Here is a 25,793-nt window from a genome sequence, read left to right on the forward strand (position 1 = left end):
TGATTAATAAATCAGTTCTTCGGCAAAAATGTTCGTTTCTTACTTGAGGTAGGAAGTGAACATCCAGTGCCTCTTCTCCAGCTCGGTCATAAATTCTGTCATCATGTTTTCAGTAACAACATCCCCGGTCTCCAGTGATGCATTTACGGCGTCCAACATATTGTCGTGGAGAATTTCGTAATCGTTGAGTACTTCCCGTACCATTTCCAAAGCGGAGAAGTTTTTATCTTTTTCCTCAATTTTGGAGAGCTCCATGGTTTTCTTCATGGTAAAGTTGGTTTTTACGCCAAACACTCGGATTCTTTCCGCTACGATGTCAATATTTTCCTTTACGGTATTGTATTCATTTTCAAATTCTTCATGGAGTTCAAAGAAATCTGGTCCTTCGATGTTCCAGTGAAAATTTCTTAGCTTATTGTAAAATACCTGATAATTGGCCAGCAGCGTATTGAGGCTGACTACAATTTCCGCGGTCTCCAAATAGGTGAATCCTAATTTTTTAAATGTCTTATTCTGTGCTTTAATAGTTTCCATATAATAGGTTTTTGATTTATACACTACTAAAGTACAGGAAGAGTGACGCTGGGATTGATGGGAATGATGTAATTCTTGATGCTATTGGTGTTTGGATGCCAAAAAGGCATAAAAAGTCCCATTTTAAGGGCAATATGCGCTATTTTCAATGTTGTTTCACACTTGTGAAGCTGAGTGCAATAACAAGGTAATCAAGCATTTAACAAAAATTAACGATTATTTGGAGTGGTTAGGGTCGATTGAGCTTTGCTGCTCGTCGATAATGAAGCCTTTCCGTAGCGATAGATATACATCGGATGAAATGTCGGTTACATATTCCTTTTCTCCATTAAAGACTTTTTGGGGCTCCATGTTTATAGGGTCGTGTTCCTGAACGTAGATGGTATCCAGTTTGTCGTATAATTTCTTTCCTAAACTAAACCGTTTGATCACGGTGTATTTGTTGATACTTCGTATGGGCATCACTAAGTGGTTTTGGTCATTTAGTTAGACACCGATTTGTATGTCAAGTCACTTTTAAACAGGTATAATTACTTACATACGTTTACAAACGAAAACAAATAATTACAAGCCAAATGATGTGTTGAAGTGGCTCTAAGTTTGCCCCGTCGGACCAAGGAAGTTCGATGAATACGTGTTAAACTTAAATCTTACTATTATGAATTCACTTAGAAACAAAGTTCAGTTGATCGGTAATTTGGGAAACGATCCAGAAATCATCACTCTTGAAAATGGCACCAAATTGGCCAAGTTTTCCATCGCTACCAATGAAACCTATAAAAACGCCAAAGGTGAAAAAATAACCGATACCCAATGGCACAACATCGTCGCGTGGGGCAAATTGGCCGAGATTGCCGAAGAATTCCTCTCCAAGGGTAAGGAAATTATGGTAGAGGGTAAGCTCGTGAATCGCTCCTACGAAACCAACGAGGGTGAAAAAAGATATATCACCGAGATCAAATGCAATGAATTATTAATGTTGGGCAAGTAAGCTTTTCAATCCAATATGGACTAAAGGGGTGTAACAGCCCCTTTTTTTGTTTCCGAGGTAGGGAAAAAACTTTTTTGGTTGTTATATGACCAAACGCCAGAACTTTAGTAAATGAACTACGTATCCATTAACATCAGAAAAGATGAGATTACAAATTTACATTGCGATATGGTTTACTTTAGGTTTGGCGACCGCAAGTATGGCTCAACATAATGGCCTGTCCTTTTATAAAGAATTGGCCCGAAAAGATGCCCATCGCGAACAAACGGTTGCTTTTTCCAATATAGAGGACGAAAAGGATTTTTGGAAGGACCAGATTCAATTTGAAAATGATTTAAAGGTCCAAAATGTCCCTGCATATCAGGTTTACATGAATGAAAAAAGAATGGCATATTCCGAACATGCCGAAAAATGTAAAAACGGCTGTATGCATAGCGACCTTTATTATAAGCAAGCGGGATTTTATTTTATTTATTCGGACGATACCATATACTCCAAAGAAGCAGTGGGGACTGTAGTCCAAGTAGCTTCACCACGCATATTTTGAATGTGTTTTAGTTAGTTAGTCAAAAAAAGGTGCCCAATTGGGCACCTTTTTTATATGGAGTTGGGTATGGACTTAATTCTGACCGCCATCACGCTCGGGTGAACGCGGTGTGGGCCACTCCATTTGCTCTCCAGTTCTGCTGCTTACAGGTAAAACTGCTTTCTCCCTCGATGTTTTTTCAGGATGCTCACTGGCCATATATGCCAGAATGGCTGTAAGTATGGCGTTGTTCCGAACATCATCAAAAACAATCTTGTCGTAAGTGTCCCTATTGGTATGCCAGGTGTAGTTCCAGTAGGCCCAGCTCAAAGAACTAAGACTAAAGGCAGGTGCTCCCGCAGCTTGAAAGGATGCGTAGTCCGATCCTCCGCGTGCTGGGGTTCCGGGAAAGGTGGTTTCGATTTCGTCGGTGATTTCCGATGGCACTTCGTGCAGCCACTTGCCGAGATAATCGTACGAATTCAAAAAGCCGCCACCGGAAATACGGACTACCCGTCCGGTGCCATTATCTTGATTGAAAACGGCCTGTACACCGTCAACGATTTCAGGGTTGTCCTCCACAAAGGCCCTGGACCCGTTCAAACCCTGTTCCTCGCTTCCCCAATGGCCCACAAGAATGGTGCGCTTTGGATTTGGGTATACCTTTTTCAAAATCCGCATGGCTTCCATCATGACCAAGGTTCCTGTTCCATTGTCCGTTGCGCCCGTGGCACCGTCCCACGAATCAAAATGGGCAGAAAGGATGACATATTCATCGGGTTTTTCGGAACCCTTTATTTCGGCAATGGTGTTAAAAGTGGGCACCTTGCCCAATTCCTTGGATTCTGCGACCACATGCAGTTGAGGTTTTTGACCAGACTCCACCAAACGGTACAGCATGCCATAATCCTCCAGTTCCAAATCTACGGTTGGAATCTCTTTGGTGTAGGCACCAAAGATTTTGTTCACTCCAAAACCTCTGGACCAATAGGAAGCAACTATCCCGACTGCCCCTGCTTCCTCTATAGCAACCGGAAGCGAACGTCTGTCCAAACCTATGTTGTCCATGTTCTTGTTCCAGGCTTCGGTCTGCTCTTCGCGTTCCTTTTTCATTTTTTCGAAGGACTTTTCGGTGGCAAACTCCTCCCAATTGTAATCAGGTCTGCCAGTAGGTTGCGGCATCGATATCATCACCAGTTTACCCTTCACGTTCGGCAACCAATTGGTAAACTCCGACGAATTTGATACGGTCGGTAAAACAACGAGCTCCGCCGTAACCCCTTTTTTGGGCGTACTAGGGCTCCAAGCCAATTGTGTTCCCCGTAGACTTTGAACCCTTGGAGAAACCATATCGATGTGGGTAATACCGCGCTCCCATCCCTTCCATTCGCCCCATTGCTCGTTACGGGCTGGAATGCCCCAACTCGCATATTTGGCAACGGCCCAGTCGTGCGCATTTTTCATTTGGGGTGTTCCTACCAATCGGGGGCCAATGCCATCCATAAGTTCGTGACCCAATGCTTCGAGTTGGGAATTTTCGTTGGCTTCCGTAATAATGGCTTCAATTACGGTTTCTTTGTCCTGTGCCAGCAGCGACATACCGCAGCTAAGGAGAAGGGCAAATAAAAAAGAGGTTTTTTTGATCATGGTTTCTAGTTTGCCTTAAAAATAGCACAAATAAAAAAACCAAAGGTTGGGATGGGAGAAAGTAGGGTGCTTTTTTGATGGAGCTGATTAGGCCACTTTCTTGAGCAAATCAAAGCAGGGACATTTTTTACAACGCTTGCTTTCGCTCTTCTTGTATTTTTTGCAGCATTTGGATTTCACCTTCCCTGTAGGAGGCAATTCCCGAAGCATGGCCTTTTTGAGTTTTTTTTTGTCTTTTTTCTTTCCCATTGCGGACAGAATAGGCGACAAAATTAATTGTTTTAAATCAATCTAAATAAAATTTAACAAAAAACTGGGTCCTAATCTTCTAGAAGTGAACGGAAACTCCCAATGTATTCGGTCCAAAGGACAGGTTCCAGCTCACGTTCTTTGGTTTTTGATTATTGTATTTTTCATTGTACTTGGAGTCCAAGTATTTGTCGATGGACTCCACGATAAATATACTCAGTACCGTACTAAAGGCTACGTCGGATACCCAATGGAAGTCATCGAGTACCCTTACCATGCCTGGAATCATTCCTACAGCATAAAGTCCACCCTTAATCCACGGGCTCTTAAATTGTTTCGCAATGGCGTAAGCGTTGCTAAAGGCCAGCATGGCATGTCCGGAAGGAAAAGAGTCGTAATCGTAGACCCTATCCAGATGTAGAGGGTCAAAAGTAGCGGAACCAGTGCCACTCTTTGGACGTGCACGCCCAATGATTCGTTTACTGACTTGTTGCAGAAAGCCTCCAGCTGTAGCCGATGAAATCAAAAGCACCCCGGTACGCCTGAGTTTTTCATTTTTTGTAAAAAGTCCGGCCAAGTACACCCCGCCGGTGAGCATATAGTTGTTTTCGGGAGCACCATATTTGTTTCCGTAGTCTTTGATGACATCGGGAACATCCTGTTCAAAACCATTTTTCCAATCGTTCAGTTCATCGTCTACGGTAAATAACAGCAAGGTTCCTCCGCTCAAGTAGCCAAAGTTCGCCCAGTCGTTACCTTTCCAATGAAATGGTCTGGAATAAGCATGACCGACTCCGCCGAAAATATTTCCGATATCGTAGGTAAAGTTGTTCCAAAGGTTTTTTTCTTCTTTTTGGGGCAATTCTTGACCAGTAAGGACAGTGGTCAACAAAAGCAATGCGAGATAGAGATAGGTTTTCATGATGGTGTAAAACAAAAGTAGTCGCTAAAATTCTTCATACATATCTTGGGCAAGGCGAAAAGTATTGGCATGTGCCTCCACAATCACCTTGATTTCTGGTGAATACCCGCCGCCCATGCTGCATTGCACAGGAATTTGGGCATCAAAACAGCTTTGGAGTACAAAACGGTCGCGTTCCTTGCAACCATCCAAGGTCATGGAAAGGGTGCCCAACTTATCCGATTCGAGCACATCAACCCCGCACAGGTAAAAGATGAAATCGGGCTGTACCTGCTCCAGTAATTCGGGCAAGGTGGTTTTTAGGATGGACAAATATTCCTCATCGGTAGTGCCTTTTTCCAAAGGAACGTCCAAGTCCGAGACCTCTTTCTTGAAGGGATAGTTGCCTTTGCCGTGCATGGAGAACGTAAAAACACTAGGGTCCGTCTGGAAAATTTCAGCCGTTCCATTACCTTGGTGCACATCCAAATCCACAATCAGTATTTTTCGAGCCAAACCTTTGTTCAACAGGTAGCGTGCACCAATGGCCTGATCATTGAGCATGCAAAAAGCTTCACCGCGATTGGAATAGGCATGGTGCGTTCCCCCTGCAATATTCATGGCAATACCATTTTCGAGGGCGAAATGGCAACCTTTTATGGTGCCATCAGCAATAATGCGTTCCCGAAGCACCAGTTCCGCACTGAGGGGGAATCCAATTTTGCGAGCGGCACTCTTGGAAAGGTCCAACGCGACCAAATCTTTGTAGTAAGTGGCATCGTGCGCGGCCAAAATGTCGTGGTCGTTGGGAAGTTCGGGTTCAAAAAAGTTGGCCGGTGTGCAGGTTCCTTCATGCAATAATTGTTGTGGCAACAACTCATATTTGATCATGGGGAAGCGATGCCCTTCGGGCAAGGGATGTTTGTAAATAGGATGATAGGCTATTTTCAGCATATTACGAACCCTGTTTATGCAGCGCCAATTGTATGCGTTTTCTTTGCACATCTACATCCAACACCTTCACCACCACTTGTTGATGCAGGCTCACGTGTTCATTCACATCTTTTACGAAGGTATCGGAGAGATTGGAAATATGGATAAGTCCACTTTCCTTGATGCCGATGTCCACAAAACATCCAAAATTGGTGATGTTGTTGACGATCCCCGGCAATAATTGACCTTGACGTAAATCGGTGATTTCTTTGATGTTTTGGTTAAAAGTGAACACTTTGGCCTTTTCCCTAAGGTCCAAGCCCGGTTTTTCCAGTTCCTTCAAAATGTCCTGCAAAGTGGGCATTCCAATGGTGTCCGTACAATACGATTTCAGTTCAATGCCTTGGAGCGCTGACTTATTTCCGACAATTTCTTTTAATGAAATGCCTTTATCCTTGGCCATTTGCGATACAATACCATAGCTTTCTGGGTGCACGGCTGAGTCATCCAAAGGATTGTCCCCATTTTTGATGCGCAAAAACCCTGCACTCTGTTCAAAGGCCTTTCCGCCCAAACGGGGCACATTTTTGATTTCCTCCCTGTTTTTAAAAGCACCGTTTTCATTCCGATGTGCCACAATGTTTTCGGCAAGTTTAGGTCCAATGCCCGAAACATAGCTCAAAAGAGGTACACTGGCCGTGTTGATATTCACCCCTACGGAGTTCACACAACTTTCCACCACTGTGTCCAAGGAATTTTTTAATTGGGTCTGATCTACATCGTGCTGGTACTGGCCCACACCAATGGATTTGGCATCGATCTTGACCAATTCCGCCAAGGGGTCGGCCAATCGGCGACCTATGGAAACCGCTCCACGAACGGTAACATCGTAATTGGGAAATTCCTCCCTTGCAATTTTAGAGGCGGAGTAAATGGAAGCCCCAGCTTCGCTGACCACAAAAACCTCCATAGGTTTTTTAAAGGGAATTCGCTTTACCAACTGTTCTGTCTCCCGCGATGCTGTCCCATTCCCAATGGCGATGGCCTCGATTTTATAGGTATCTACCAAAGAACTTATTTTTTTGATGGCACCGGAACTATCCCGTTGTGGCGGATGGGGATAAATCGTTTCGTTGTGCTTTAAATCGCCCTGTTCATCCAAACAAACCAACTTACAGCCTGTTCGAAACCCCGGGTCGATGGCCAAGATTCGCTTTTCGCCCAACGGAGCACCGAGCAACAGTTGCTTGAGGTTTTTCGAAAATACCTGAATGGCAGCAGCATCTGCCTTTTCTTTGGCGTTTTTTAAAAGTTCGTTGGACAGTGAAGGTAGCAGAAGTCTTTTGTAGGCATCTGCAATGGCGAGTTCTATTTGTTCGGTGCAGGCATTATTGGATTTGATGAGGCGACGTTCCATGTTTTGAATGGCCCGTTCATCATCAATTTCAATTTTTACCCGGATAAAACCTTCTTTTTCCGCACGCATGATAGCTAAAAACCGGTGTGATGGACAGCGGTTCAAAGGTTCGCTCCAATCAAAATAATCACGGAATTTTTGGGCTTTTTCATCATCCTTTTTGGTTTTGACCACCTTTGTGGTGATTAAAGCATAGCGTTCCAATTGACCCCTTAATTGATTTCGGATGTCCGTTCTTTCGTTGATCCACTCAGAAATGATGTGTCTTGCCCCTTCCAAGGCCTCATCTTCGTTGGTGACCTCCTCGTTAAGGTATTTGGAAGCTGTAAACTCGATATCATCGTTCCTTTGGGCCATGATGATCTTGGCCAAAGGTTCCAGGCCATTTTTTCGGGCGGTCTCAGCCTTGGTCTTCTTACTTTTTTTGAACGGGAGATACAGGTCTTCCAAACTGGTCAGGTCAGCACAATTCAAAAATTTTGCTTCCAGTTCAGGGGTAAGGGCATCTTGCTCTGCAACCGCTTTAATGATGGCCGCTTTTCGCTTTTCCAGGGCCTCGAACTGGTTTTTGAATTCGACGATTGACCCAATCTGCACCTCGTCCAAATTTCCGGTCAGCTCTTTTCTATACCTTGAAATAAAGGGAACAGTACAATCCTGATTTAACAAGGCGACCGTATTTTCCACACTTTTTTGTGATAGTTGGGTGTGTTGGACGATGTAGGGAACGAGTTGCATTGATGTTTTTTTGGTAGTTGTCACTTCGATCGCAGTCGAGAAGTTTTTCCACTTAGGCAGGCGGGTTCTTGACCTTACAATTTCTTTGGGTATAAATTAGTTTATGGTCTCCCCATTCGCTACTCTGTCCTCATCAGGATTGACAAAAACCAACTTTCCTTCGGTACTCTCCGTCATCAAGATCATCCCTTCGCTTTCAACTCCGCGTAATTTTCTGGGAGCCAAATTGACCAAGACAGTTACCTTTTTTCCCACAATGTCCTCGGGTTTAAAGCTATTGGCAATGCCCGATACAATGGTCCGGGTATCCAAACCTGTGTCCACTTTTAAGACCAAGAGTTTGTCTGCCTTTGGCATTTTTTCGGCTTCGACGATTGTTCCCACCCGCATGTCGAGTTTGGAGAAATCATCATAGGTAATGGTATCTTTTTTGGGTGCTATTTCCTTGTCCATGTCAGTTGAGTTGGTGGAGATTGATGCGTTTGCTTTTTTAGTGGCTTCCAATTTGTCCAGTTGTTGTTGAATTTCGGTATCCTCGATTTTCCTAAAAAGTAGCTCGCTTGGGTTGAGTTGGTGTCCAGCAGGAAGTAGCACATCATTTGTTGCAATGTCATCCCAATGGGATGCTGAATCAAGTTCAGCATGACGTAAAATCCCCTTTAGCTTATTCGAGGTAAACGGCAAAAAGGGCTCACTTAAAATAGCGAGTCCTGTAGCAATCTGGAGGGCAACATACATAATGGTCTGTACGCGCTTTTCGTCCGTTTTAATCAGTTTCCAAGGCTCTTGGTCGGCCAAATATTTGTTGCCCAAACGCGCCAAGTTCATCAATTGCTGACTTCCTTCCCGGAAACGGTAGCGCTCCAAGGATGAGGAAAGTGTTTCGGGAAATTCTTTTAAAGCTTTTAGGGCCTCCTCGTCAACCGCCAAAAGTTCAGTGGGTGTTGGCACTTTGCCATCATAATATTTATGGGTCAAAACGGCCACACGGTTTACAAAATTCCCAAAAATGGCCACAAGCTCGTTATTGTTTCGGGATTGAAAATCCTTCCACGTAAAATCGTTGTCCTTGGTCTCCGGAGCATTTGCCGTTAATGCGTAGCGGAGTACATCCTGCATATCGGGAAACTCTTCCAAATATTCGTGCAACCAGACTGCCCAGTTTTTGGAGGTGGAAAGTTTGTTGCCCTCAAGGTTCAAGAATTCATTGGCGGGTACGTTATCGGGAAGGATAAAGTCACCGTTTGCCTTCAACATGCTCGGGAAGATGATACAGTGGAACACAATATTGTCCTTACCGATAAAGTGCACCAATTTGGTGTCCTTATCCTTCCAGTAGGGCTCCCAATCCTTGCCTTCGCGTGCGGCCCACTCCTTGGTGGAAGAAATATAGCCAATGGGCGCATCGAACCAAACATAGAGCACTTTTCCTTCGCCGCCCTGAACGGGAACAGGAATGCCCCAGTCGAGATCGCGGGTAACGGCCCGTGGCTTCAAACCTTCATCAATCCACGATTTGCATTGTCCGTAGACATTGGGTTTCCAGTCCGATTTATGGTCTTCCAATATCCACTGTTTCAAAAAACCTTCGTACCGATCCAAGGGCAAAAACCAGTGTTTGGTCTTTTTTAAGGTAGGAACGGTTCCTGTGATGGTGGATTTTGGGTTGATCAAATCCGTGGCATTCAAGGAAGAGCCGCAATTTTCGCACTGGTCCCCATAGGCTTCTTCGTGGCCACAACGGGGACAGGTTCCGATAACAAATCGGTCAGCCAAAAATTGGTTGGCCTCTTCGTCGTACAATTGTTCGGTCTCCTCTTCGATAAAATCTCCTTGCCCGTACATTTTTTTGAAAAATTCAGAGGCGGTTTTATGATGCACTTCCGCAGAAGTCCGAGAGTAGTTGTCAAAGGAAATTCCAAAATCGGCAAAGGATTTTTTGATGATGCCGTGGTATTTATCAATAATTTCGGTTGGGGTTACCCCTTCCTTTTTGGCCTTCATGGATATGGCCACACCGTGTTCGTCGCTCCCGCATACAAAGGCCACATCCTTGCCCTTTAACCGTAAATAGCGGGAATAGATATCTGCTGGAACGTAAACACCGGCCAAGTGCCCAATATGAATGGGACCGTTGGTGTAGGGGAGTGCCGCTGTGATGGTGTATCTGGAAGGAGAAGTATTTTGAGCCATGTAATTTTTAATTAAGCCCCAAAAATACTGATTTTAACGGGATACGCACAAAAAACGAAAGCCCCGAAAATGCGACCCTATTTGGGGTGAGGGGTGCATTTCCGAAGGGCTTCCAAAAAATGAATGACTAAGTATAATCGTTAAGCAATCATCACGGATTTGCTCATTTTCTTATCTCCCACAGAGATTCGGTAAATATATTTTCCTGTGGACAAGCTGTCACGCATGCGTTGACGGATATTGATGTCCACAGCTCCTTCCAACATCATCTCGTTGAACAGTGTGCCCACCCGTTGTCCCAGAATATTGAAGAGCTCAATATCCACATGGGCCGAAACAGGCATTTCCAGATGGATGTAGGGATCTCTTGGTGAGGTCGCGGGATAGATTGCGGCGTGTTCTATCGTATCCAAAATATCGATGTTTGGATCCAAAGGGTCTTGGCTTGGCGGTGTTTCCGGTAAGGTCGGAGGATCATTGTCCATCGCAATATCGTCGAACACCTCTCCACTACAGTTGAACCCTAAGTCCACGGCTTGGTAGGGGTGTCCCAATAAATGCTGTTCCACCGTTTGTCTAGGAACACAGAGCCACTCCGCCAATACGGTGCCGTAAAGGTTTCGGAAGTCCATGGTGTAATCCAAGTTACCACGATTGTTGGGTTCGTCCAAGGATGGGTGGTCGCCCACAAAGGCGCTTCCGCTCAATCCTGAACCGAAGAAGAGGGTGGGGGCCGCTTTTCCGTGATCCGTACCGTTGGAACCATTTTCGAAGATCCTACGCCCGAATTCGGAGAATGTCATGCTCAACACCTTGTCGTCTTGTTCGGTAAAGGCCAAATCCTCATAAAAATTGTTGATGGCTACGGATAGGTTGGACATCAAACGTTCGTGAACGATGGGCTGATTTCCATGTGTATCAAAACCTCCCAAGGAGATCATATATACTTTGGTACCCAGGTTTCCTTTGATCAATCGCGCCAAGAGCGCCAATTGACGGGCGAAGCCGTTATCCTGATACTCCACTTGGTTTTGCCCCCTCATGTAGGCATCGTGAATGGTGCCCGCATATTCGTAGGTGGTGTTGGCCACTCCCCTTAAGAATCGAAGTTGGTCACCGTACATACAATCGCCAAAAGGTGCATTTTCAATTTCGTAGAAGGAACCTGTTTCTGCAATTTGTTCCAATTGATCCACATTGTTGGTCACAAAGGCGTAGTTGGTTTCTTCCCCTTGGAAGACCAAGTTGGCCAAGTTGCCAATTTGAATGGCCGCAGGAGCCGCTGGCGGATTAATGAGGTAATCGGGATACAGGTTTTCAAAGTGACGGCCCATCCAGCCTGTATTTTCACCGGAAAATCCGGTTGTGGTCAAGTCTGTGTTGGCAAAAATATCCGATCCCGTAAAATGGGAAAGACTTTGGTTTTCGTACCCAACCCCGTGCACGGCCTTAAACTGGCCATCGCCCCAAAGCGATTCGAGTGCACTCATATAAGTAGGGATTCCAAAATCGTCGGTAAGCTTTAGGACCTTACTTTCCGGGATGTAGATATTGGGCCTAGCATTGGCGTAGGTATCATATTGTTGAATAGGGATAACGGTACTGAGACCGTCGTTCCCACCTGATAATCGAATCAATATCAAAATATTATCCGTTTCTGCAGCCGCTACGGCAGCCGTTAACGGTGATGGTGAAGAAGCTGTTACAAAATGACTTCCCAAGAACATGGATCCCGAACCTGCTATGCCCAAAGCTTGGATAAACGAGCGTCGGCTCCATTTTTTGTGTTCCAGGTCGTGGCCTTCATGTTCTAGGCCTTTGAAAGGGGAATTATCGTGGGTGTGGTGATTATCGCACATGGTGATGGGGTTATTTGAGTTGAAATTCGGGTTCGCGGGACAAATGGCGCAACAGGATATACACCTGTGTTGGAGTTTCTGCACTGATTTGCAGCATCCACTGGCTCGTACCTCCCGGATAGTAATCGGGAGAATAATATTCCTCGGGAACATCGTCAATCTTGAAGGCATCCATGGCCCGTTCAAAATCGGCATCCGTTAAAAGGCCCTTGGGCGTGAACTTGTTGACCAAGGCCCTGACCACAATTTCAGGATTGCTGGTATTGCTATTGGCAGGTCCAACGGCAGCTACCGCTAAATCCCTAAACTCTTCTGGGTTATTTTGGAAAAATCGTTCCAAGAACACCTCCATGGTCAACCATCGACCAATGATGAAATTGGTATTGATCCAGGTTCGGTCGCGTTGCCAACCTTCCACTTCTGGAGGGTTGAAAAAGCGTTGGCCGATCAGGGAACACGAATCCATCATATTCATAATGGTACCATCATCATAAGAGAAACCAGTCTCTTTCAAAAAATTGAAATAGAGATCTGCGGGGCTTTTTATAATGACCCCAATAGCGGTTTCATCAAAAAAGTGCTGGCTCTTGAACAGTTGTCGCAGTACGGGAGCAATCTCAAACCCACTGCTGATAAACGTTTGGGCCATCCCATCAATGATCTGTGGGGCAATGCCGTTTCCTTCGTCACCGGTAGAATCTGGGTGAACAAAGAATTCGTATAATTTTTTACAGATAAACCAACCGATTTCATTGGGGCGTTCATTGAACAGAATGTCGATAACGTCATCGTAATCCCAATTTCCAGTTTGACCAAAAATGGTCTTGTTGTCGGTGTTGAACTCCGTGGGGTCAAAAGTGACTTGGGTACATCCTTCTTCGCCACGTTCGGTGTAACCGGATAGCGCCTTGGAGGTTTCAATGATATCTTCTTCGGTATAGTTGTTCCCTTCGCCCATGGTAAAGAGCTCATAAAGCTCACGGGCATAATTTTCGTTCGGATTGTTTCCCCGGTTTCGGACGCCATCCAAATAATAGAGCATGGCACTGGTCAAACCGATTTCACTGGTGAATGTCTTAAAGTTGCCCAAGGCATTGCGCTGTAAGCAATTGATATAGTAATAAAGGAATCCGGGGCAATCGTAGATTTCCAATTGGGTCACAAAGTGATTGCTCCAAAAGAAACTCATCCTTTCGTGCAGTTCGTTATTGACCAAGGCATTTCCGTAGGCCGTGGTGAAATCTTCAATATGGGCCCTTCTTAGTTGGCGGGCAAGATCGTCGTCTTCCGGATAATTGGCGTTGTTCCAATCTGCCCATTCCGGTGCGGGAATGGCCGGGGTGGCGAGCGCCTGATCTACCAAATTGTCGATTAGGGTGCCTGCTGTTTGTCCAACAGCGGCGTTAATGGTCTGCACCGAGGCGCTGAATCCGAGCCTTCGATACAAGTGGGCCGCACGCAACTCGTCCAATGGAGTAGTGTACGGCGCCAAGGTTGAGGAATTACAATTGATAAAGTACTCCATAGCAATGTCTGGCGTTAATTAGGTACATAGTTTTGGGGCAACTATATGTTTATGCTAGTATTGGATGTGGTTCAATTGAGCCAACAAATTACAATCTTAACGCTCTAAAGTCCGTGAACTACCAAATTTTTCGATGAAATGCAGTAAATTTTTAGAATTTTACCAAATCTATGGGTGATCACAACACATTTGGCAAGCTTGGAGAGCAAAAAGCAATCGACTTTTTAAAAGCTTCGGGATATCAGATAGTAAGGCAAAACTACCGTTATCTCAAGGCCGAAATCGACATTATCGCAAGGCAAGGGGATATCTTAGTGATTATAGAGGTAAAGTCGAGAACCAGTGGTTTTTTGGAAGATATTTCCAATACCATCAATCCTAAAAAGATTAAGTTATTGACCATGGCGGCCAATCACTTTGTGGAGGAAATGGAAGATGATGTGGAGGTGAGGTTTGACATTATCACCGTAATCAAATATGCTGACCGTTTTGATATTGAGCATATTGAAAATGCCTTCTATCATTTCTAACCATTTGTTTGTTTTATAACAATATGTTATTTTTGTTGAAAACCAAGCCAATCCATGAAAACAATATCAGCGGTAGTCGAGCATTACATCAAGAAAAAGCCCTTTTTGCAAACAGCTTTGGCGCAGGGAATCATTAACCTGACCTCTTTGTCACGCCAAATAAAACCGGAAATCGCCGAAGAGCTTGGAAAGGATGTAAAGGACGGCGCCATTGTGATGGCACTCAAACGCCTTTCGGATGATTTGGAGTTTAGGGCCACCCATAAAATTGTAAAGGTCCTTAAAAATATTGGGGAGATTACGGTACGTTCCAACCTAACTGATTACACCTTTTTGGCTTCGGACACGATTTTGGAACAACAGGCAAGGCTGTTGGAAGAGGTAAACGCGAATCAGGATGTGTTCTACACTTCGTCGCGTGGCGTGAACGAAATAAATATTGTCATCAGCAATGTAATGGACGGGGTAGTGGAGAAATACTTCAAAATGGAACGCTGTACCCAAAAGGCCGAAGGACTTTCTTCCATTACGGTAAAGTTGCCTGCTGAAAACGTCTCGGTGCCTGGAATCTATTACTTCATTTTTCAGCGATTGGCCTGGGAGGGCATTGTGCTCTATGAGGTGATTTCCACGACCAATGAGTTTACCATTCTGGTGAACGACGAACAGGTGGATGTTGCCTTCAAGACCATTAAGGATTTAAAATCACTTTAAAATCGGTTTCCAGTTTATTGGTCTAAACTAAAACGGCATCTTCTTCGTTCTTGAAAAAGACGCTTTTTTGAAAGATGACCAAAAAAAGGATTTTGTTCGGTTTTTTGGGTCTGATGGTACTGTACCTGTGCTATCTGGCCTATATTTTTATTCTTTCTCCAAAGACCAATCTACAGTCCATTTACCTGATTCCCAAAGATGCGGTTTTCATTATTGAATCGGAACAGCCCGTAGAGAGTTGGGAGCAGATCAGCAAGAGCGAAGGATGGCGCCACCTCAAGAAAAACGCCTATTTTTCGGACCTCACCGAGAACATTCAACGGGTAGATACGATTTTCAACAACAACCATAAACTGTTCGAGTTTTTCGACAATCGTTCCCTGTTCATCTCCATCCATATGATTTCCCCAAAGGATTATGGGATTTTTTATGTACTGGATTTAAAACGAATAGCCAAACTGCAACTGCTCAAAACCTATCTGAACACCTTGTTGGATGATGGTTACGTGTTGAGCAAGCGTACCTATCACGAACATGAGATTTTGGAAGTCCACGACAGGGAAAGCAAAGAGACCATGTATTTGGCCTTTATCAAAAACCAGTTGGTGGCATCGTATACCCATACTTTGGTAGAAGCTTCCATTGATCAATATTTGGAACCGGTTTTGGGACGCAATCTCAATTTTTTGGAGATCAATCAAAAAGTGGGACATGAAGATCTCTTCAGAATGTATGTGCAATACCATTATTTTGATGATTACGTTCAAATGTACTCGGACCGCCCTTCGGATTGGGTAAAGCGGGTGAGTGAAAATTTCCTGTTCTCTGGTTTCTATTTTGATCTGGATGAGAACAGTACCCTCACTGCCAATGGATATACCAACATCAGCGGCGTGAACGAATATTATTTGGAAGCGCTGCAAAAATCGGGCACGGCCAAACGGTCTGTTCCCGAAGTGGCCCCTAACAGTACGGCACTGTACATCAGTTATGGGTTTGATAGCTTCGCTGAGTTCTATAAGAATTTCGAAATTGTCCAACAGAACGACCCTGAGCAGTTCGAGAGTTACCAAACAAGTATTGCCAAGGTGGAGAAGTTCCTAAAAATCGATGTTAAGGAACGTTTTATAAGCTGGATTGGGGACGAAATTGCCGTGCTTCAGATTCAATCCCACATCAACAAGGGCAAGAACGACATGGCCTTGGTACTCAAGGCCAACGATGCCGAAGCTGCCAAGACCCATCTGGATTTTGTGGTAGAGCAGATCCGTAAAAAAACGCCTGTCAAGTTTAAGGCGGTCAATTATAAGGATTACGAAATCAATTTTCTCTCCATCAAAGGCTTTTTTAAGATGCTACTGGGCGGTAGGTTTGATGAGTTTGACAAACCCTACTTCACCCAAATCGACGATTTCGTGATCTTTAGTGATAGTCCCAATACCCTAAAGGGTATAATTGATAAAGTATCGGAAGGTGAAATCCTCGCAACTTCAAAAGAGTTCAAAAGTTTTGATGAAAAGTTCGATTCCGAATCTACGGTTTTTGTGTACAGTAATGTGCCTTTGCTGTTTGACAACATGTATGCTTTGGCCGATGCACCGACCAAACAAAAAATGCTGAAGAACAAGGATTTTATCATTTGCTTTCCACAGGTAGGGCTGCAACTGACTCCTGAGGATGACCTCTTTGAAAGTCGATTGGTCCTGAAGTATCAGGATGTGGGAGAAGTCAAAAAAGCCATGAAACAGGAAGGGTCCGTGGATATAACAACGGTAAAAAAGCCAGTTTCCGACTCAATGGAAATTACCGATGCCATTTTTGACCTTAAACCTATCTATCCAACCGATTTGAATGCCAAATCGTTCCGTAAGCAATACACCAATGGGAACACTTGGTTTGAAGTGGATTTGAAAGATGGCCTAAAACATGGTCGCTACGAAGAATTCTATCCCGACGGTACTCGAAAAATAAGGGGTCGGTTTCGGGAGGATGAGCAAGTGGGCACTTGGCGCTTCTATAACAAAGAAGGCGATCAATTGCATAAGAAACGGTTTTAGATTTCTCGTCGCTCCGCTATGTCGAAATGACCATTGAAGGGTGATGTCATTTCGAACGCAGTGAGAAATCTATTTTTGTCCGAGCTACATGCTAAAGCATGCCTGGAAAGATGACTTTTTTAGATTTCTCGTCGCTTCGCTCTGTCGAAATGACCATTGAAGGGTGATGTCATTTCGAACGAACGTGAGAAATCTGATTTGTCATTCTGAGCGCCGCGAAGAATCTAAAAAGATATCCTTTGAATTGACAAAGGATAAATTCCCCAACAATCACTACCTTTCTTACCCAAACCAAACCTCCGAAAAATGAAAAACTGTTTAGCAACAACAGCACTTCTGTTGACCTTTGCCACAACCTTTATGGTCCACGGGCAAGAAATCAACTTTCCTCAACGCTACGAAACTTGGCAAACTGCGGAAAACGGACAATTTAAGTTTGACCAATCTGCATTGGACAAAGCCGTAGCATTTGCCAATGCCAACGAATATTCAGGGTCTCGGGACTTGCGTATTGCCATTTTGGAAGGTTTTAAACGCGAACCCTTCCATCAAATTTTGGGTCCGACCAAAAAACGAGGAGGTCCCGCGGGTATGATTATGAAGAACGGCTATGTTTTGGCCTCTTGGGGCGATACCAAACGCGTGGACATGACCTTTAGCGTTACCAAGAGTTTTTTATCCACCGTTGCTGGACTTGCCGAAGATCATGGCTTGATAAATGACACTAAGGATAAAGTAGTCGATTACATTTGGGATGGCACTTTTGATGGAGAACATAATTCCAAGATTACATGGGAGCATTTGTTGCAACAGAATTCCGATTGGTCGGGTGAGCTCTGGGGTGGCAAGGATTGGGCGGACCGTCCGCCCCGAGAAGGTGGATTGGACGATTGGAAGTTCCGCAAACTGAACGAACCGGGAACCGTGATGGAATACAACGACGTTCGTGTTAACGTTCTTGCCTATTCGCTTACTCATGTGTGGAGAAAACCTGTTCCCATGGTCCTCAAAGAAGAAGTGATGGATAAAATTGGGGCAACGACCTCTTGGCGTTGGTTTGGCTACGAGAATGCCTGGACTGTTGTCGATGGTATTAAAATGAAATCCGTGACCGGCGGAGGACATTCGGGTGCTGGACTTTTTATTTCCACAGAGGATATGGCCCGTTTTGGAACCTTGTTTTTGAATAACGGGAAATGGGAAAATGAGCAGCTCATCAGCGAAAATTGGATTAAGAAAGCCATTACGCCTTCTATACCCAATGTAAATTATGGCTACATGTGGTGGCTCAACCAAAAAGGAGACCGCCATTGGGAGGGTGTTCCGGAGCATGTGTTCTACGCTGCAGGTTTTGGAGGCAACTTTATTGTGGTGGACCAAAAAAATGGGTTGGTCATTGTGACCCGTTGGTTGGAGCCCTCAAAAATCGGGGAGTTTGTAAAGCAGGTGTATGAGGCTTTTTAAGAAGTAATAGTCCGTCACCTTAGACTTGCCTGCCTGCCAACAAAGGCAGGTTTCAGGGTCTCATATGTTTTGATGTTGGTTTGTCATTAAAAATGACACGAATGACACGAATCTTCACAAATCAAAATTGGTATCATTCTGAACGATATCGAAGTATGACACGGAATTTGTTCAAAATTATTTAAACAGAGACTTTCTCTTTTTGAGGTGTAAAGGGCTCCAAGACCTTCAAAGCCTTATCCACACTCGTAATCCTGTCAAACGTCAACAGTAACCGTAACCCAGTTCGGGTCTGTTTTTCCTTGAGCTTGGCCTGTTGGGGATGGCTCTGAACATATTGCAGCACTTGGGTAAACACGGCACTTTGGTAAAAACTGGATTGTTGGTCAGCAATAAAGTAACCGATAAACTTGCCTTTTTTCATTATCACCTTTTCCAGACCAATATGCGTGGCAATCCATTTAATACGAACGGAGTTCATCAAGTCAACAGCAGGTTCCGGTAACTCCCCAAAACGATCCACCAGCTGTGCTTCAAACTTTTGAAGGCCTTCTTCATCTTCCACTTCATTCAGTTGGGTGTAGAGGTTGAGTCGCTCCGTAATATTGTTGATGTAATCATCTGGGAAGAGCAGTTCAAAATCGGTATCTAGCTGCATTTCCTTCACATATACCTTTTCCTTGTCGCCCTCGACTTCCTCATACAATTCTTTGAACTCGTTTTCCTTGAGCTCCTCAATGGCTTCGGACAATATTTTTTGATAGGTTTCAAACCCTATTTCATTAATGAACCCACTCTGTTCACCGCCCAATAGATCTCCGGCACCGCGAATTTCCAAATCCTTCATCGCAATGTTAAAGCCACTGCCCAGGTCTGTGAATTGCTCCAAAGCCTCGATACGTTTGCGCGCTTCGGTGGTCATCACTTCGTAAGGCGGGGTAATGAAATAGCAGAAAGCCTTTTTATTGCTTCGGCCCACACGTCCGCGCATTTGGTGCAGGTCGCTCAATCCAAAATTGTTGGCATTATGTATAAAAATGGTATTGGCGTTGGTTACATCCAGCCCACTTTCAATGATCGTGGTCGACACCAAAACATCAAACTCCCCGTTCATAAAGGCAAGCATAAGGTTTTCCAATTTTTTGCCTTCCATTTGTCCATGGCCGATTCCAATTTTGGCATCAGGTACCAAGCGTTGAATCATCCCTGCTACCTCTTTGATGTTTTCAATTCTATTATGGATAAAGAACACCTGTCCGCCCCGTTGGATTTCGTAAGAAATGGCATCCCGAATAATTTCTTCGTTCAACTGAATCACCTGACTCTCGATGGGATAGCGGTTCGGTGGTGGCGTATTGATAACGGACAGGTCACGGGCGGCCATCAAACTAAATTGAAGGGTCCTTGGAATAGGTGTGGCCGTTAAGGTGAGCACATCCACGTTTTCTTTGATGGAACGTAGTTTTTCTTTGACGGACACTCCAAATTTTTGCTCCTCGTCTACTATCAACAATCCTAAATCCTTGAATTTTACATTTTTGTTGACCAGTTGGTGTGTTCCAATAATGATATCCACTTTCCCACTTTCCAAATTCTCCAGGGTCTCCCTTTTCTCCTTCGCTGTTCTAAAACGGTTGAGGTAATCCACGGTTACGGGCATTTCTTTCAATCGTTCGGAAAATGTTCTATGGTGCTGAAAAGCCAAAATGGTGGTAGGGACCAAAACGGCCACCTGTTTGCCGTTGTCCACGGCCTTGAATGCGGCACGAATGGCAACCTCTGTTTTTCCAAAGCCTACATCGCCACAAATCAGGCGGTCCATCGGACGTTCGCTTTCCATGTCCTTCTTGACGTCTTGGGTGCTTTTTTCTTGGTCCGGGGTGTCTTCGTAGAGGAAGGAAGCCTCCAATTCGTGCTGGAGATAGCTATCGGGCGCATACTGAAAACCCTTCTCAAGTCTTCGTTTGGCATACACCTTAATGAGGTCGAAGGCAATCTTTTTGACCCTCGCCTTGGTCTTTTGCTTGAGTTTTTTCCAAGCCGCCGAGCCCAGTTTAAAGATTTTGGGAGGAGCACCGTCCTTGCCGTTGTATTTGGAAATTTTGTGCAACGAGTGGATACTCACGTACAAAATGTCACGGTCGCCATAGATCAATTTGATGGCTTCCTGCTTTTTGCCCTCCACATCGATTTTTTGTAGTCCACCGAATTTCCCGATGCCATGATCGATATGGGTAACGTAATCACCGATTTCCAGTTTGTTGAGTTCCTTAAGGGTGATGGCCTGCTTTTTGGCGTAGCCATTCTTTAAATGGAACTTATGGTAGCGCTCAAAAATTTGATGGTCGGTGTAGCAGGCTATTTTTAGATCTTGGTCCACAAAACCCTGGAACAGCGGAAAAATGATAGTCTGGTAGTGCACCGTCTCATCCACTTCATCAAAAATATCGTGAAAACGCTTGGCCTGCTGCTCCGTGGAACAGAAAATATAGTTACTGTAACCCGCGTCCCGGTTGTCATTGAGATTTTCAATGAGCAAATCGAACTTTTTGTTGAACGAGGGCTGGGGTTTGGTATTGAATTGGATGATGTCACTTCGACTTCGCTCAGTGACCGTTTCTCCTGTATTTTGATGGCTGAGCGGAGTCGAAGACCCAATTTCAACGAACAAGTAATCCTTCAACTGCTCTTTCAACAAAGTTGAATCCACAAAAAGTTCTTTGGGAGCTGCATGTTTGATTTCTTGGCTCAGCTTGGCAAAGCTTTCCTCTGCTTTTTCGAAAAAGGAATCGATACGGTCATAGATCAAGGCCGGGTTCTTGGCAAAGACCACCGTGTTGGCCGAAATATATTTGAGGAAACTCTCCCGTATTTCTTCGGTGAACTTGTTTTCTACATTGGGAATAATCGTGATTTTTTTCACCTTGTCCGTAGAAAGCTGTGTTTCTACATCAAAGGTTCGGATACTGTCCACTTCGTCCCCAAAAAACTCGATTCGGTAAGGCTCATCGTGGGAGAAGGAGAAAACATCCACAATACCGCCCCGAACAGAGAATTCGCCCGGTTCGGTCACAAAGTCTACCCGCTTGAACTGGTATTCAAAAAGGACTTCGTTTAAAAAGTCCAATGAAATCTCGTCGCCCAATTTTATTTTTTGGGTATTCTTGTCCAGTTCCTTCCGAGTGACCACTTTTTCAAAAAGCGCATCGGGATAGGTGACGATAACGGCAGGTTTTTTTCTGGAGTTGATGCGGTTGAGCACTTCCGCGCGCAAGAGCACATTGGCATTGTCCGTTTCCTCGATTTGATAGGGCCTGCGGTAACTACCCGGATAAAAAAGTACATCTTTTTCGCCGATAAGCTGTTCCAGGTCATTGAGATGATAGGCTGCCTCCTCCTTATCGTTCAAAATCAGCAAAAAGGGGAAATCAACCGACTTAAACGTTTCTGCAATCACAAAGGATAGGGAAGAACCAACAAGTCCTTTAATGTTGATTTTTTGTGATACCGATGACTTATCGACTGCCCCTTCGACAAGCTCAGGGTGACAGCTCGAAGTGACAGGTTGGGCAATAGCTTCCCTCAGTTTCCCGAGTTGGGGAGACTGTTCAAAAAGTTGGGAAATCTGGGTTTTGGTCAATCCAAAAAACTTTGCCGCAAAGATAAACCGCGTAACCTTTTGCTGAAAATGTTTTTTTGGGTTTGTTTTGACTTGGGCAGAATGTGTGTGATTGGCGTGATGAGGGCATTAAAGTGAGTTTATGGAACTAGGGTCGGGAGTCGGAAGTCAGTTGGCAGTTGGCAGTATGCAGTTGATGGTCTTGTAAGATAACGGGTCAGTTCGAGTGTTTTTTGGCGATTTTTGCAAAAAAAGAGGCAAAAAATGTATCGAGAACCTAGTTCTGTGGAGAGCTATGAACCAAGAACCAAAAATCAAGATCCAAGAGAGAAAAGACCATAGAAAATAGACTTGGTTTGATGGGCAGTTGGAAGTCCGAAGTCGGAAGTCGGAAGTCGGAAGTTTAGAGTTAGGGGTTTCAGGTTTCAGGTTAAGATGTCAGTTCGAGTGTTTTTTGATGAGTTTTTGAAAAAAGGAGTCAAAAAATGTATCGAGAACTTAGTTCAGTGAGGAGCCAAGAACCAAAAATCAAGATCCAAGAGAGAAAAGACCATAGAAAATAGACTTGGTTTGATGGGAAATAGTCAATAGGCAGTTGACACTAATTTCACGAATTGGCACGAATAGGGTTCTTTGTCATTTCGAACGAATGTGAGAAATCTGTCGGGAGTCGGAAGTCATTCAGCAGTGGGCAGTGGTCGCTGAGCGGCGGTCATTGAGCGTAGTCGAAATGAGCCGAAGCGACTTACTCACCACCTAAAAAATGATTCCGTATCTCCTGCCAGTTGGCAGGAGTACGGAATGCAAAAACCACCGGAAACCCGAAGGCCGCCGGTGGCTCTGCTTGCCCTGTATGGGACTAGGACAAGATAGTATTTGGATCAGTACTATTATGGACAGTTCACTAAATAGGTTTGACCAATTGTATCCCAACCATAAAAACCAAATGTTTGGGATGCAGCAATAACATCGGGCCCACAGGTGGTAAGTCCTTCCAGACCAAGTGTGATGTTAGAAGGGCCATTGTTAGCCTCAACGAAGTTGGCCCAACCAATAAGCGTTGCGTTTAAGTTTTCCGGGCTCATCCCACAATTATCGAGCATACTGCTCATATTGGTAACACTGCTGATGTCCCATGAGCCCAAACTTTGGTTAAAATTAATAGCCCCGTCGAACATATAACTCATATCGGTTACGTTGCTTGTGTTCCAACCACTATCAGTTTGGACCAAGGGTTGATCGAAGGCAGTTGCATCCTCAAACATTCCTATCATACTCGTAACTTTAGAAGTATCCCAATTTAATTGCTGATTAAAAGAGGTTGCTGCTGCAAACACCACGTTCATATCGGTTACATTGCTGGTGTCCCAGTCACCAATATCTCCATTAAACAAATCTGCACTCCAGAACATTTCTACCATTGATGTAGTCTCGGATAAATCAGGCTGATCTGTGGCACTAAACTGCTCTAAATTATTACAATGTGCAAAGGCTTGGTACATAGACTGCCATTTTTGGGTACCCCATTGGGTCACATCAATCAAAGCATCACCACTTAGTGAATCTGCATTACCCATTCGAAGAGCGGGAAAAGTGCCTTTAATGGCCACGCGGTAGGTGTCGGCCATTTCATATGGGTGTACAGGATTTTCATTGGTCGAGAAGTTTTCTATGGTTCCATCTCCCCAATCTATGGTATAATCATATTCAAAACCTTGGTTTAGGCCAATCTCCAATGTTTGTTGGGCGGCTACATCAAACTCCATAATAAAAGAGGCCGGGTCCTCGAACAAGCTTTCGATAACGTTTGTCACCTTGATAATAACGGTAAAATTCAATGGGTCATTGGTCCCATCGCTAACACTGAGGGTTAAACTATACCCCGTTGAGGTCTCATAATCCAAGCTCTTACCTTCGGCCAAGCTAATCTCCCCGTTCTCGGTCACCTGGAAAAGTTCACTGGCATCCTCCAATAAATCGAACGTCAAGGTATCTCCCTCGGGATCAATTGCCTCCACAGTACCGATTACAAAACCTTCTACCGCGTCCTCAGCGACCTCAAATTCTTGATTGTTTACCGAGGGCGCCTCATTAATTGTCTCAACTTCGGTTACCTTTATAGTCACTATTCCCGTTGCAGTTGCAATCCCATCGGTAACGGCAATGGTAAGGCTATGGGAAGCCTTTGTGGCAAAGCTCAAACTTTTGCCTGTTGCCAAACTCAGTACCCCGGCCTCTGTAATCTCGAACAGGTTATCGGAGTTGGTCTGGATACTAAATTCAAGTGGGTCCTCATCGCCATCGGTGGCTTTAACGGTACCAATGGTAGCCGTATCGGATATATTCTCCGCTACGGTAAAGCTCTGCGCTGCAATCACTGGTGCAGCATTGTTGGGTGTAGTAGGCCCATCGTCCTTGCTACAGGACCACAATAGGGTAATGGCCAGGAGCGACCATACTAATTTTTTCAAGTTCATAATTTCTTGGTTTAAGTAAAATAAGGAGCAAGATGCGGTATTTTGGGATTACAAAAGGGTGCGATCTGACGGATGCCCCTTCTGATCTGACGGATGCCCTGTTTGATCTGACGGATTTTTTTGGGGGGATGGATTTTTGGTGTTAGAAATGGGATTTTTGAAGTCGGAAGTGGTAAGTTGCGAGTTATAGGTTTCGGGTTTCGTGTTGCGAGTTAGGATGTCATTTCGAAACGAAGTGAGAAATCTATTGGGAGTCGGAAGTCAGGCAGCAGTGGGCAGTGGTCGCTGAGCGTTGGTCATTGAGCGGAGTCGAAATGAGTCGAAGCGACAATAAGAAGTCCGAAGACCGAAGGTAATGGGCAGTTGACACTTATTTCACGAATTGGCACGAATAGGGTTCTTTGTCATTTGAAATGACCTTTTGAAGTAAAACCTTAAACTTTGAACCTGCAACTTCTACTTGACCTTTGAGTTTGAACTTGACCATTCAAACAGATTTCTCAATCGATGCATTGCATCTCATATCGAAATGACCTTTTTTGAACTTGACTTTTGAATTTGAACTTGAGTTTTTACAGCGGATTCTTCAATATTAATCTCGCTCTTTATGTAGAAAAGACGAAGTAATGTTAAACTTTGATTATGCTATCCTCCACAATGGCAAAGACTTCATCCGAATCTTTGGGCTCAAGGGCATGGGTTCCGGTAAACTGGCCAAAAGCGGGCAAGATCATTTGGTTGCGGGACTTGAAAAAGCAGGGAAGTTTAATGCGTTCCCTGCCAAAACCCCTGAGTTTAATGGAGGGGTGCACATGGCCGCAAAACGTAAAATACCCTTCGCGCTCCTCGGGATGGTGGGTCAATAAGAAAGAGTCGATGATCAACTCAGGGAATATGGAGACTTTCAGTTTTTCGAACTTTTCGGGAGCAATAATGTCGTGGTTGCCTGCCACCAATAAAATTTCAGCAGGAGTTTTAGCGACCCAGTTCTCGAACAATTCCCATTCCTTGTTTAATGAAGAATGGAATAGGTCGCCCAAAAAGCAGATTTGAAAGGGTTGGACATCGGAAACGATTTGGTCCAGCAGCAGGAAATTCTTGTGAATGGCCTTTCGGGGAACAGCAGCCCCAAATTTTCTAAAATGGGATACTTTGCCCAGATGCACATCGCTGATCAACAATAACGACTTCTCTTCCCAGAATAGGCCACCCAAAGGGTGGAGGTGAAATGTTTGGTTGTGTATTTGAATATTTTCCGTCATTAAAACCAGATACCGCAAAGTTAGTTCAATTGTCATTTCGAGCGCAGTCGAGAAATCTATTTGACGCTGAATTTCTCAAATGATAGTCTGTTTATATTAAAAATAACCACACATGGTGATTCAAAACATATTTCAGTACCCTTATTGGATGAGATTC

Annotated in this window: 19 protein-coding genes; 6 read left to right on the plus strand and 13 right to left on the minus strand. The window is 44.4% G+C overall.

All coding sequences use genetic code 11. The features are described from left to right. Positions 1–39: 39 nt before the first annotated feature. On the minus strand, positions 40–534 hold the full coding sequence (locus RBB12_RS03985) for a Dps family protein (protein ID WP_179383497.1): 495 nt from the start codon (positions 532–534) through the stop codon (positions 40–42). Between the two features lie 216 nt (positions 535–750). Next, entirely contained in the window at positions 751–996 is a 246-nt protein-coding gene (locus tag RBB12_RS03990) for a hypothetical protein (RefSeq protein WP_306012879.1), read from the minus strand. Positions 997–1,192: 196 nt separating this feature from the next. Between RBB12_RS03990 and RBB12_RS03995 the strand changes: the two genes are divergently transcribed. Both RBB12_RS03995 and RBB12_RS04000 read left to right on the plus strand, forming a co-directional pair. Next, the gene (locus tag RBB12_RS03995) at positions 1,193–1,525 is read left to right on the plus strand and encodes a single-stranded DNA-binding protein (protein ID WP_306012880.1); all 333 of its coding nucleotides are present in this window, start codon (positions 1,193–1,195) and stop codon (positions 1,523–1,525) included. A gap of 142 nt (positions 1,526–1,667) precedes the next feature. Further along, positions 1,668–2,072: a hypothetical protein gene (locus RBB12_RS04000; RefSeq protein ID WP_306012881.1), complete on the plus strand. Its 405-nt coding sequence runs from the start codon at positions 1,668–1,670 to the stop codon at positions 2,070–2,072. Between the two features lie 72 nt (positions 2,073–2,144). Here the strand turns inward: RBB12_RS04000 and RBB12_RS04005 are convergent, their stop codons facing one another. The 8 genes from RBB12_RS04005 to RBB12_RS04040 all read right to left on the minus strand — a co-directional run bounded on the left by RBB12_RS04005 (position 2,145) and on the right by RBB12_RS04040 (position 13,513). Then, positions 2,145–3,698: a M20/M25/M40 family metallo-hydrolase gene (locus tag RBB12_RS04005; RefSeq protein ID WP_306012882.1), complete on the minus strand. Its 1,554-nt coding sequence runs from the start codon at positions 3,696–3,698 to the stop codon at positions 2,145–2,147. 87 nt (positions 3,699–3,785) lie between these two features. Next, the gene (locus RBB12_RS04010) at positions 3,786–3,947 is read right to left on the minus strand and encodes a hypothetical protein (protein ID WP_179383501.1); all 162 of its coding nucleotides are present in this window, start codon (positions 3,945–3,947) and stop codon (positions 3,786–3,788) included. 79 nt (positions 3,948–4,026) lie between these two features. Continuing rightward, on the minus strand, positions 4,027–4,869 hold the full coding sequence (locus RBB12_RS04015; RefSeq protein WP_306012883.1) for a phosphatase PAP2 family protein: 843 nt from the start codon (positions 4,867–4,869) through the stop codon (positions 4,027–4,029). 24 nt (positions 4,870–4,893) lie between these two features. Further along, a complete protein-coding gene (locus RBB12_RS04020) occupies positions 4,894–5,802 on the minus strand; it encodes a histone deacetylase (RefSeq protein ID WP_306012884.1) in 909 nt (302 codons plus the stop codon). Position 5,803: 1 nt separating this feature from the next. Beyond that, entirely contained in the window at positions 5,804–7,936 is a 2,133-nt protein-coding gene (locus RBB12_RS04025; protein WP_306012885.1) for a Tex family protein, read from the minus strand. A 96-nt stretch (positions 7,937–8,032) separates the two neighbouring features. Beyond that, the gene (gene metG / locus RBB12_RS04030) at positions 8,033–10,129 is read right to left on the minus strand and encodes a methionine--tRNA ligase (protein WP_306012886.1); all 2,097 of its coding nucleotides are present in this window, start codon (positions 10,127–10,129) and stop codon (positions 8,033–8,035) included. Between the two features lie 140 nt (positions 10,130–10,269). Then, positions 10,270–11,988, minus strand: a complete 1,719-nt coding sequence (locus RBB12_RS04035; protein ID WP_179383506.1) for a DUF1501 domain-containing protein — start codon at positions 11,986–11,988, stop codon at positions 10,270–10,272. Positions 11,989–11,998: 10 nt separating this feature from the next. Further along, entirely contained in the window at positions 11,999–13,513 is a 1,515-nt protein-coding gene (locus RBB12_RS04040) for a DUF1800 family protein (RefSeq protein ID WP_179383507.1), read from the minus strand. 170 nt (positions 13,514–13,683) lie between these two features. Between RBB12_RS04040 and RBB12_RS04045 the strand changes: the two genes are divergently transcribed. The 4 genes from RBB12_RS04045 to RBB12_RS04060 all read left to right on the plus strand — a co-directional run bounded on the left by RBB12_RS04045 (position 13,684) and on the right by RBB12_RS04060 (position 18,278). Further along, a complete protein-coding gene (locus tag RBB12_RS04045) occupies positions 13,684–14,043 on the plus strand; it encodes a YraN family protein (RefSeq protein WP_179383508.1) in 360 nt (119 codons plus the stop codon). A 54-nt stretch (positions 14,044–14,097) separates the two neighbouring features. Beyond that, positions 14,098–14,757, plus strand: coding sequence for an aspartate kinase (locus RBB12_RS04050; RefSeq protein WP_179383509.1), 660 nt, complete (start codon positions 14,098–14,100; stop codon positions 14,755–14,757). 74 nt (positions 14,758–14,831) lie between these two features. After that, positions 14,832–16,814, plus strand: a complete 1,983-nt coding sequence (locus RBB12_RS04055; RefSeq protein ID WP_306012887.1) for a DUF3352 domain-containing protein — start codon at positions 14,832–14,834, stop codon at positions 16,812–16,814. Positions 16,815–17,120: 306 nt separating this feature from the next. After that, on the plus strand, positions 17,121–18,278 hold the full coding sequence (locus RBB12_RS04060; RefSeq protein ID WP_306012888.1) for a serine hydrolase: 1,158 nt from the start codon (positions 17,121–17,123) through the stop codon (positions 18,276–18,278). A 181-nt stretch (positions 18,279–18,459) separates the two neighbouring features. Here the strand turns inward: RBB12_RS04060 and mfd are convergent, their stop codons facing one another. The 3 genes from mfd to pdeM all read right to left on the minus strand — a co-directional run bounded on the left by mfd (position 18,460) and on the right by pdeM (position 25,636). Further along, entirely contained in the window at positions 18,460–21,774 is a 3,315-nt protein-coding gene (mfd, locus tag RBB12_RS04065) for a transcription-repair coupling factor (RefSeq protein ID WP_409557899.1), read from the minus strand. Positions 21,775–22,787: 1,013 nt separating this feature from the next. Beyond that, complete coding sequence (locus tag RBB12_RS04070) at positions 22,788–24,374, minus strand: BspA family leucine-rich repeat surface protein (RefSeq protein ID WP_306012890.1); 1,587 nt, start codon at positions 24,372–24,374, stop codon at positions 22,788–22,790. Positions 24,375–25,003: 629 nt separating this feature from the next. Next, on the minus strand, positions 25,004–25,636 hold the full coding sequence (pdeM, locus tag RBB12_RS04075; RefSeq protein ID WP_306012891.1) for a ligase-associated DNA damage response endonuclease PdeM: 633 nt from the start codon (positions 25,634–25,636) through the stop codon (positions 25,004–25,006). Positions 25,637–25,793 lie beyond the last annotated feature (157 nt).

This window comes from Allomuricauda sp. MMSF_3307 (assembly GCF_030733585.1).
Classification (GTDB): domain Bacteria; phylum Bacteroidota; class Bacteroidia; order Flavobacteriales; family Flavobacteriaceae; genus Flagellimonas.

What these genes read in the sequence shown, in the direction of transcription:
- RBB12_RS03985 (WP_179383497.1), bottom strand. Translation starts at nt 534, where the DNA reads ATGGAAACTATTAAAGCACAGAATAAGACATTTAAAAAATTAGGATTC.
- RBB12_RS03990 (WP_306012879.1), bottom strand. Translation starts at nt 996, where the DNA reads ATGCCCATACGAAGTATCAACAAATACACCGTGATCAAACGGTTTAGT.
- RBB12_RS03995 (WP_306012880.1), top strand. Translation starts at nt 1,193, where the DNA reads ATGAATTCACTTAGAAACAAAGTTCAGTTGATCGGTAATTTGGGAAAC.
- RBB12_RS04000 (WP_306012881.1), top strand. Translation starts at nt 1,668, where the DNA reads ATGAGATTACAAATTTACATTGCGATATGGTTTACTTTAGGTTTGGCG.
- RBB12_RS04005 (WP_306012882.1), bottom strand. Translation starts at nt 3,698, where the DNA reads ATGATCAAAAAAACCTCTTTTTTATTTGCCCTTCTCCTTAGCTGCGGT.
- RBB12_RS04010 (WP_179383501.1), bottom strand. Translation starts at nt 3,947, where the DNA reads ATGGGAAAGAAAAAAGACAAAAAAAAACTCAAAAAGGCCATGCTTCGG.
- RBB12_RS04015 (WP_306012883.1), bottom strand. Translation starts at nt 4,869, where the DNA reads ATGAAAACCTATCTCTATCTCGCATTGCTTTTGTTGACCACTGTCCTT.
- RBB12_RS04020 (WP_306012884.1), bottom strand. Translation starts at nt 5,802, where the DNA reads ATGCTGAAAATAGCCTATCATCCTATTTACAAACATCCCTTGCCCGAA.
- RBB12_RS04025 (WP_306012885.1), bottom strand. Translation starts at nt 7,936, where the DNA reads ATGCAACTCGTTCCCTACATCGTCCAACACACCCAACTATCACAAAAA.
- metG (WP_306012886.1), bottom strand. Translation starts at nt 10,129, where the DNA reads ATGGCTCAAAATACTTCTCCTTCCAGATACACCATCACAGCGGCACTC.
- RBB12_RS04035 (WP_179383506.1), bottom strand. Translation starts at nt 11,988, where the DNA reads ATGTGCGATAATCACCACACCCACGATAATTCCCCTTTCAAAGGCCTA.
- RBB12_RS04040 (WP_179383507.1), bottom strand. Translation starts at nt 13,513, where the DNA reads ATGGAGTACTTTATCAATTGTAATTCCTCAACCTTGGCGCCGTACACT.
- RBB12_RS04045 (WP_179383508.1), top strand. Translation starts at nt 13,684, where the DNA reads ATGGGTGATCACAACACATTTGGCAAGCTTGGAGAGCAAAAAGCAATC.
- RBB12_RS04050 (WP_179383509.1), top strand. Translation starts at nt 14,098, where the DNA reads ATGAAAACAATATCAGCGGTAGTCGAGCATTACATCAAGAAAAAGCCC.
- RBB12_RS04055 (WP_306012887.1), top strand. Translation starts at nt 14,832, where the DNA reads ATGACCAAAAAAAGGATTTTGTTCGGTTTTTTGGGTCTGATGGTACTG.
- RBB12_RS04060 (WP_306012888.1), top strand. Translation starts at nt 17,121, where the DNA reads ATGAAAAACTGTTTAGCAACAACAGCACTTCTGTTGACCTTTGCCACA.
- RBB12_RS04070 (WP_306012890.1), bottom strand. Translation starts at nt 24,374, where the DNA reads ATGAACTTGAAAAAATTAGTATGGTCGCTCCTGGCCATTACCCTATTG.
- pdeM (WP_306012891.1), bottom strand. Translation starts at nt 25,636, where the DNA reads ATGACGGAAAATATTCAAATACACAACCAAACATTTCACCTCCACCCT.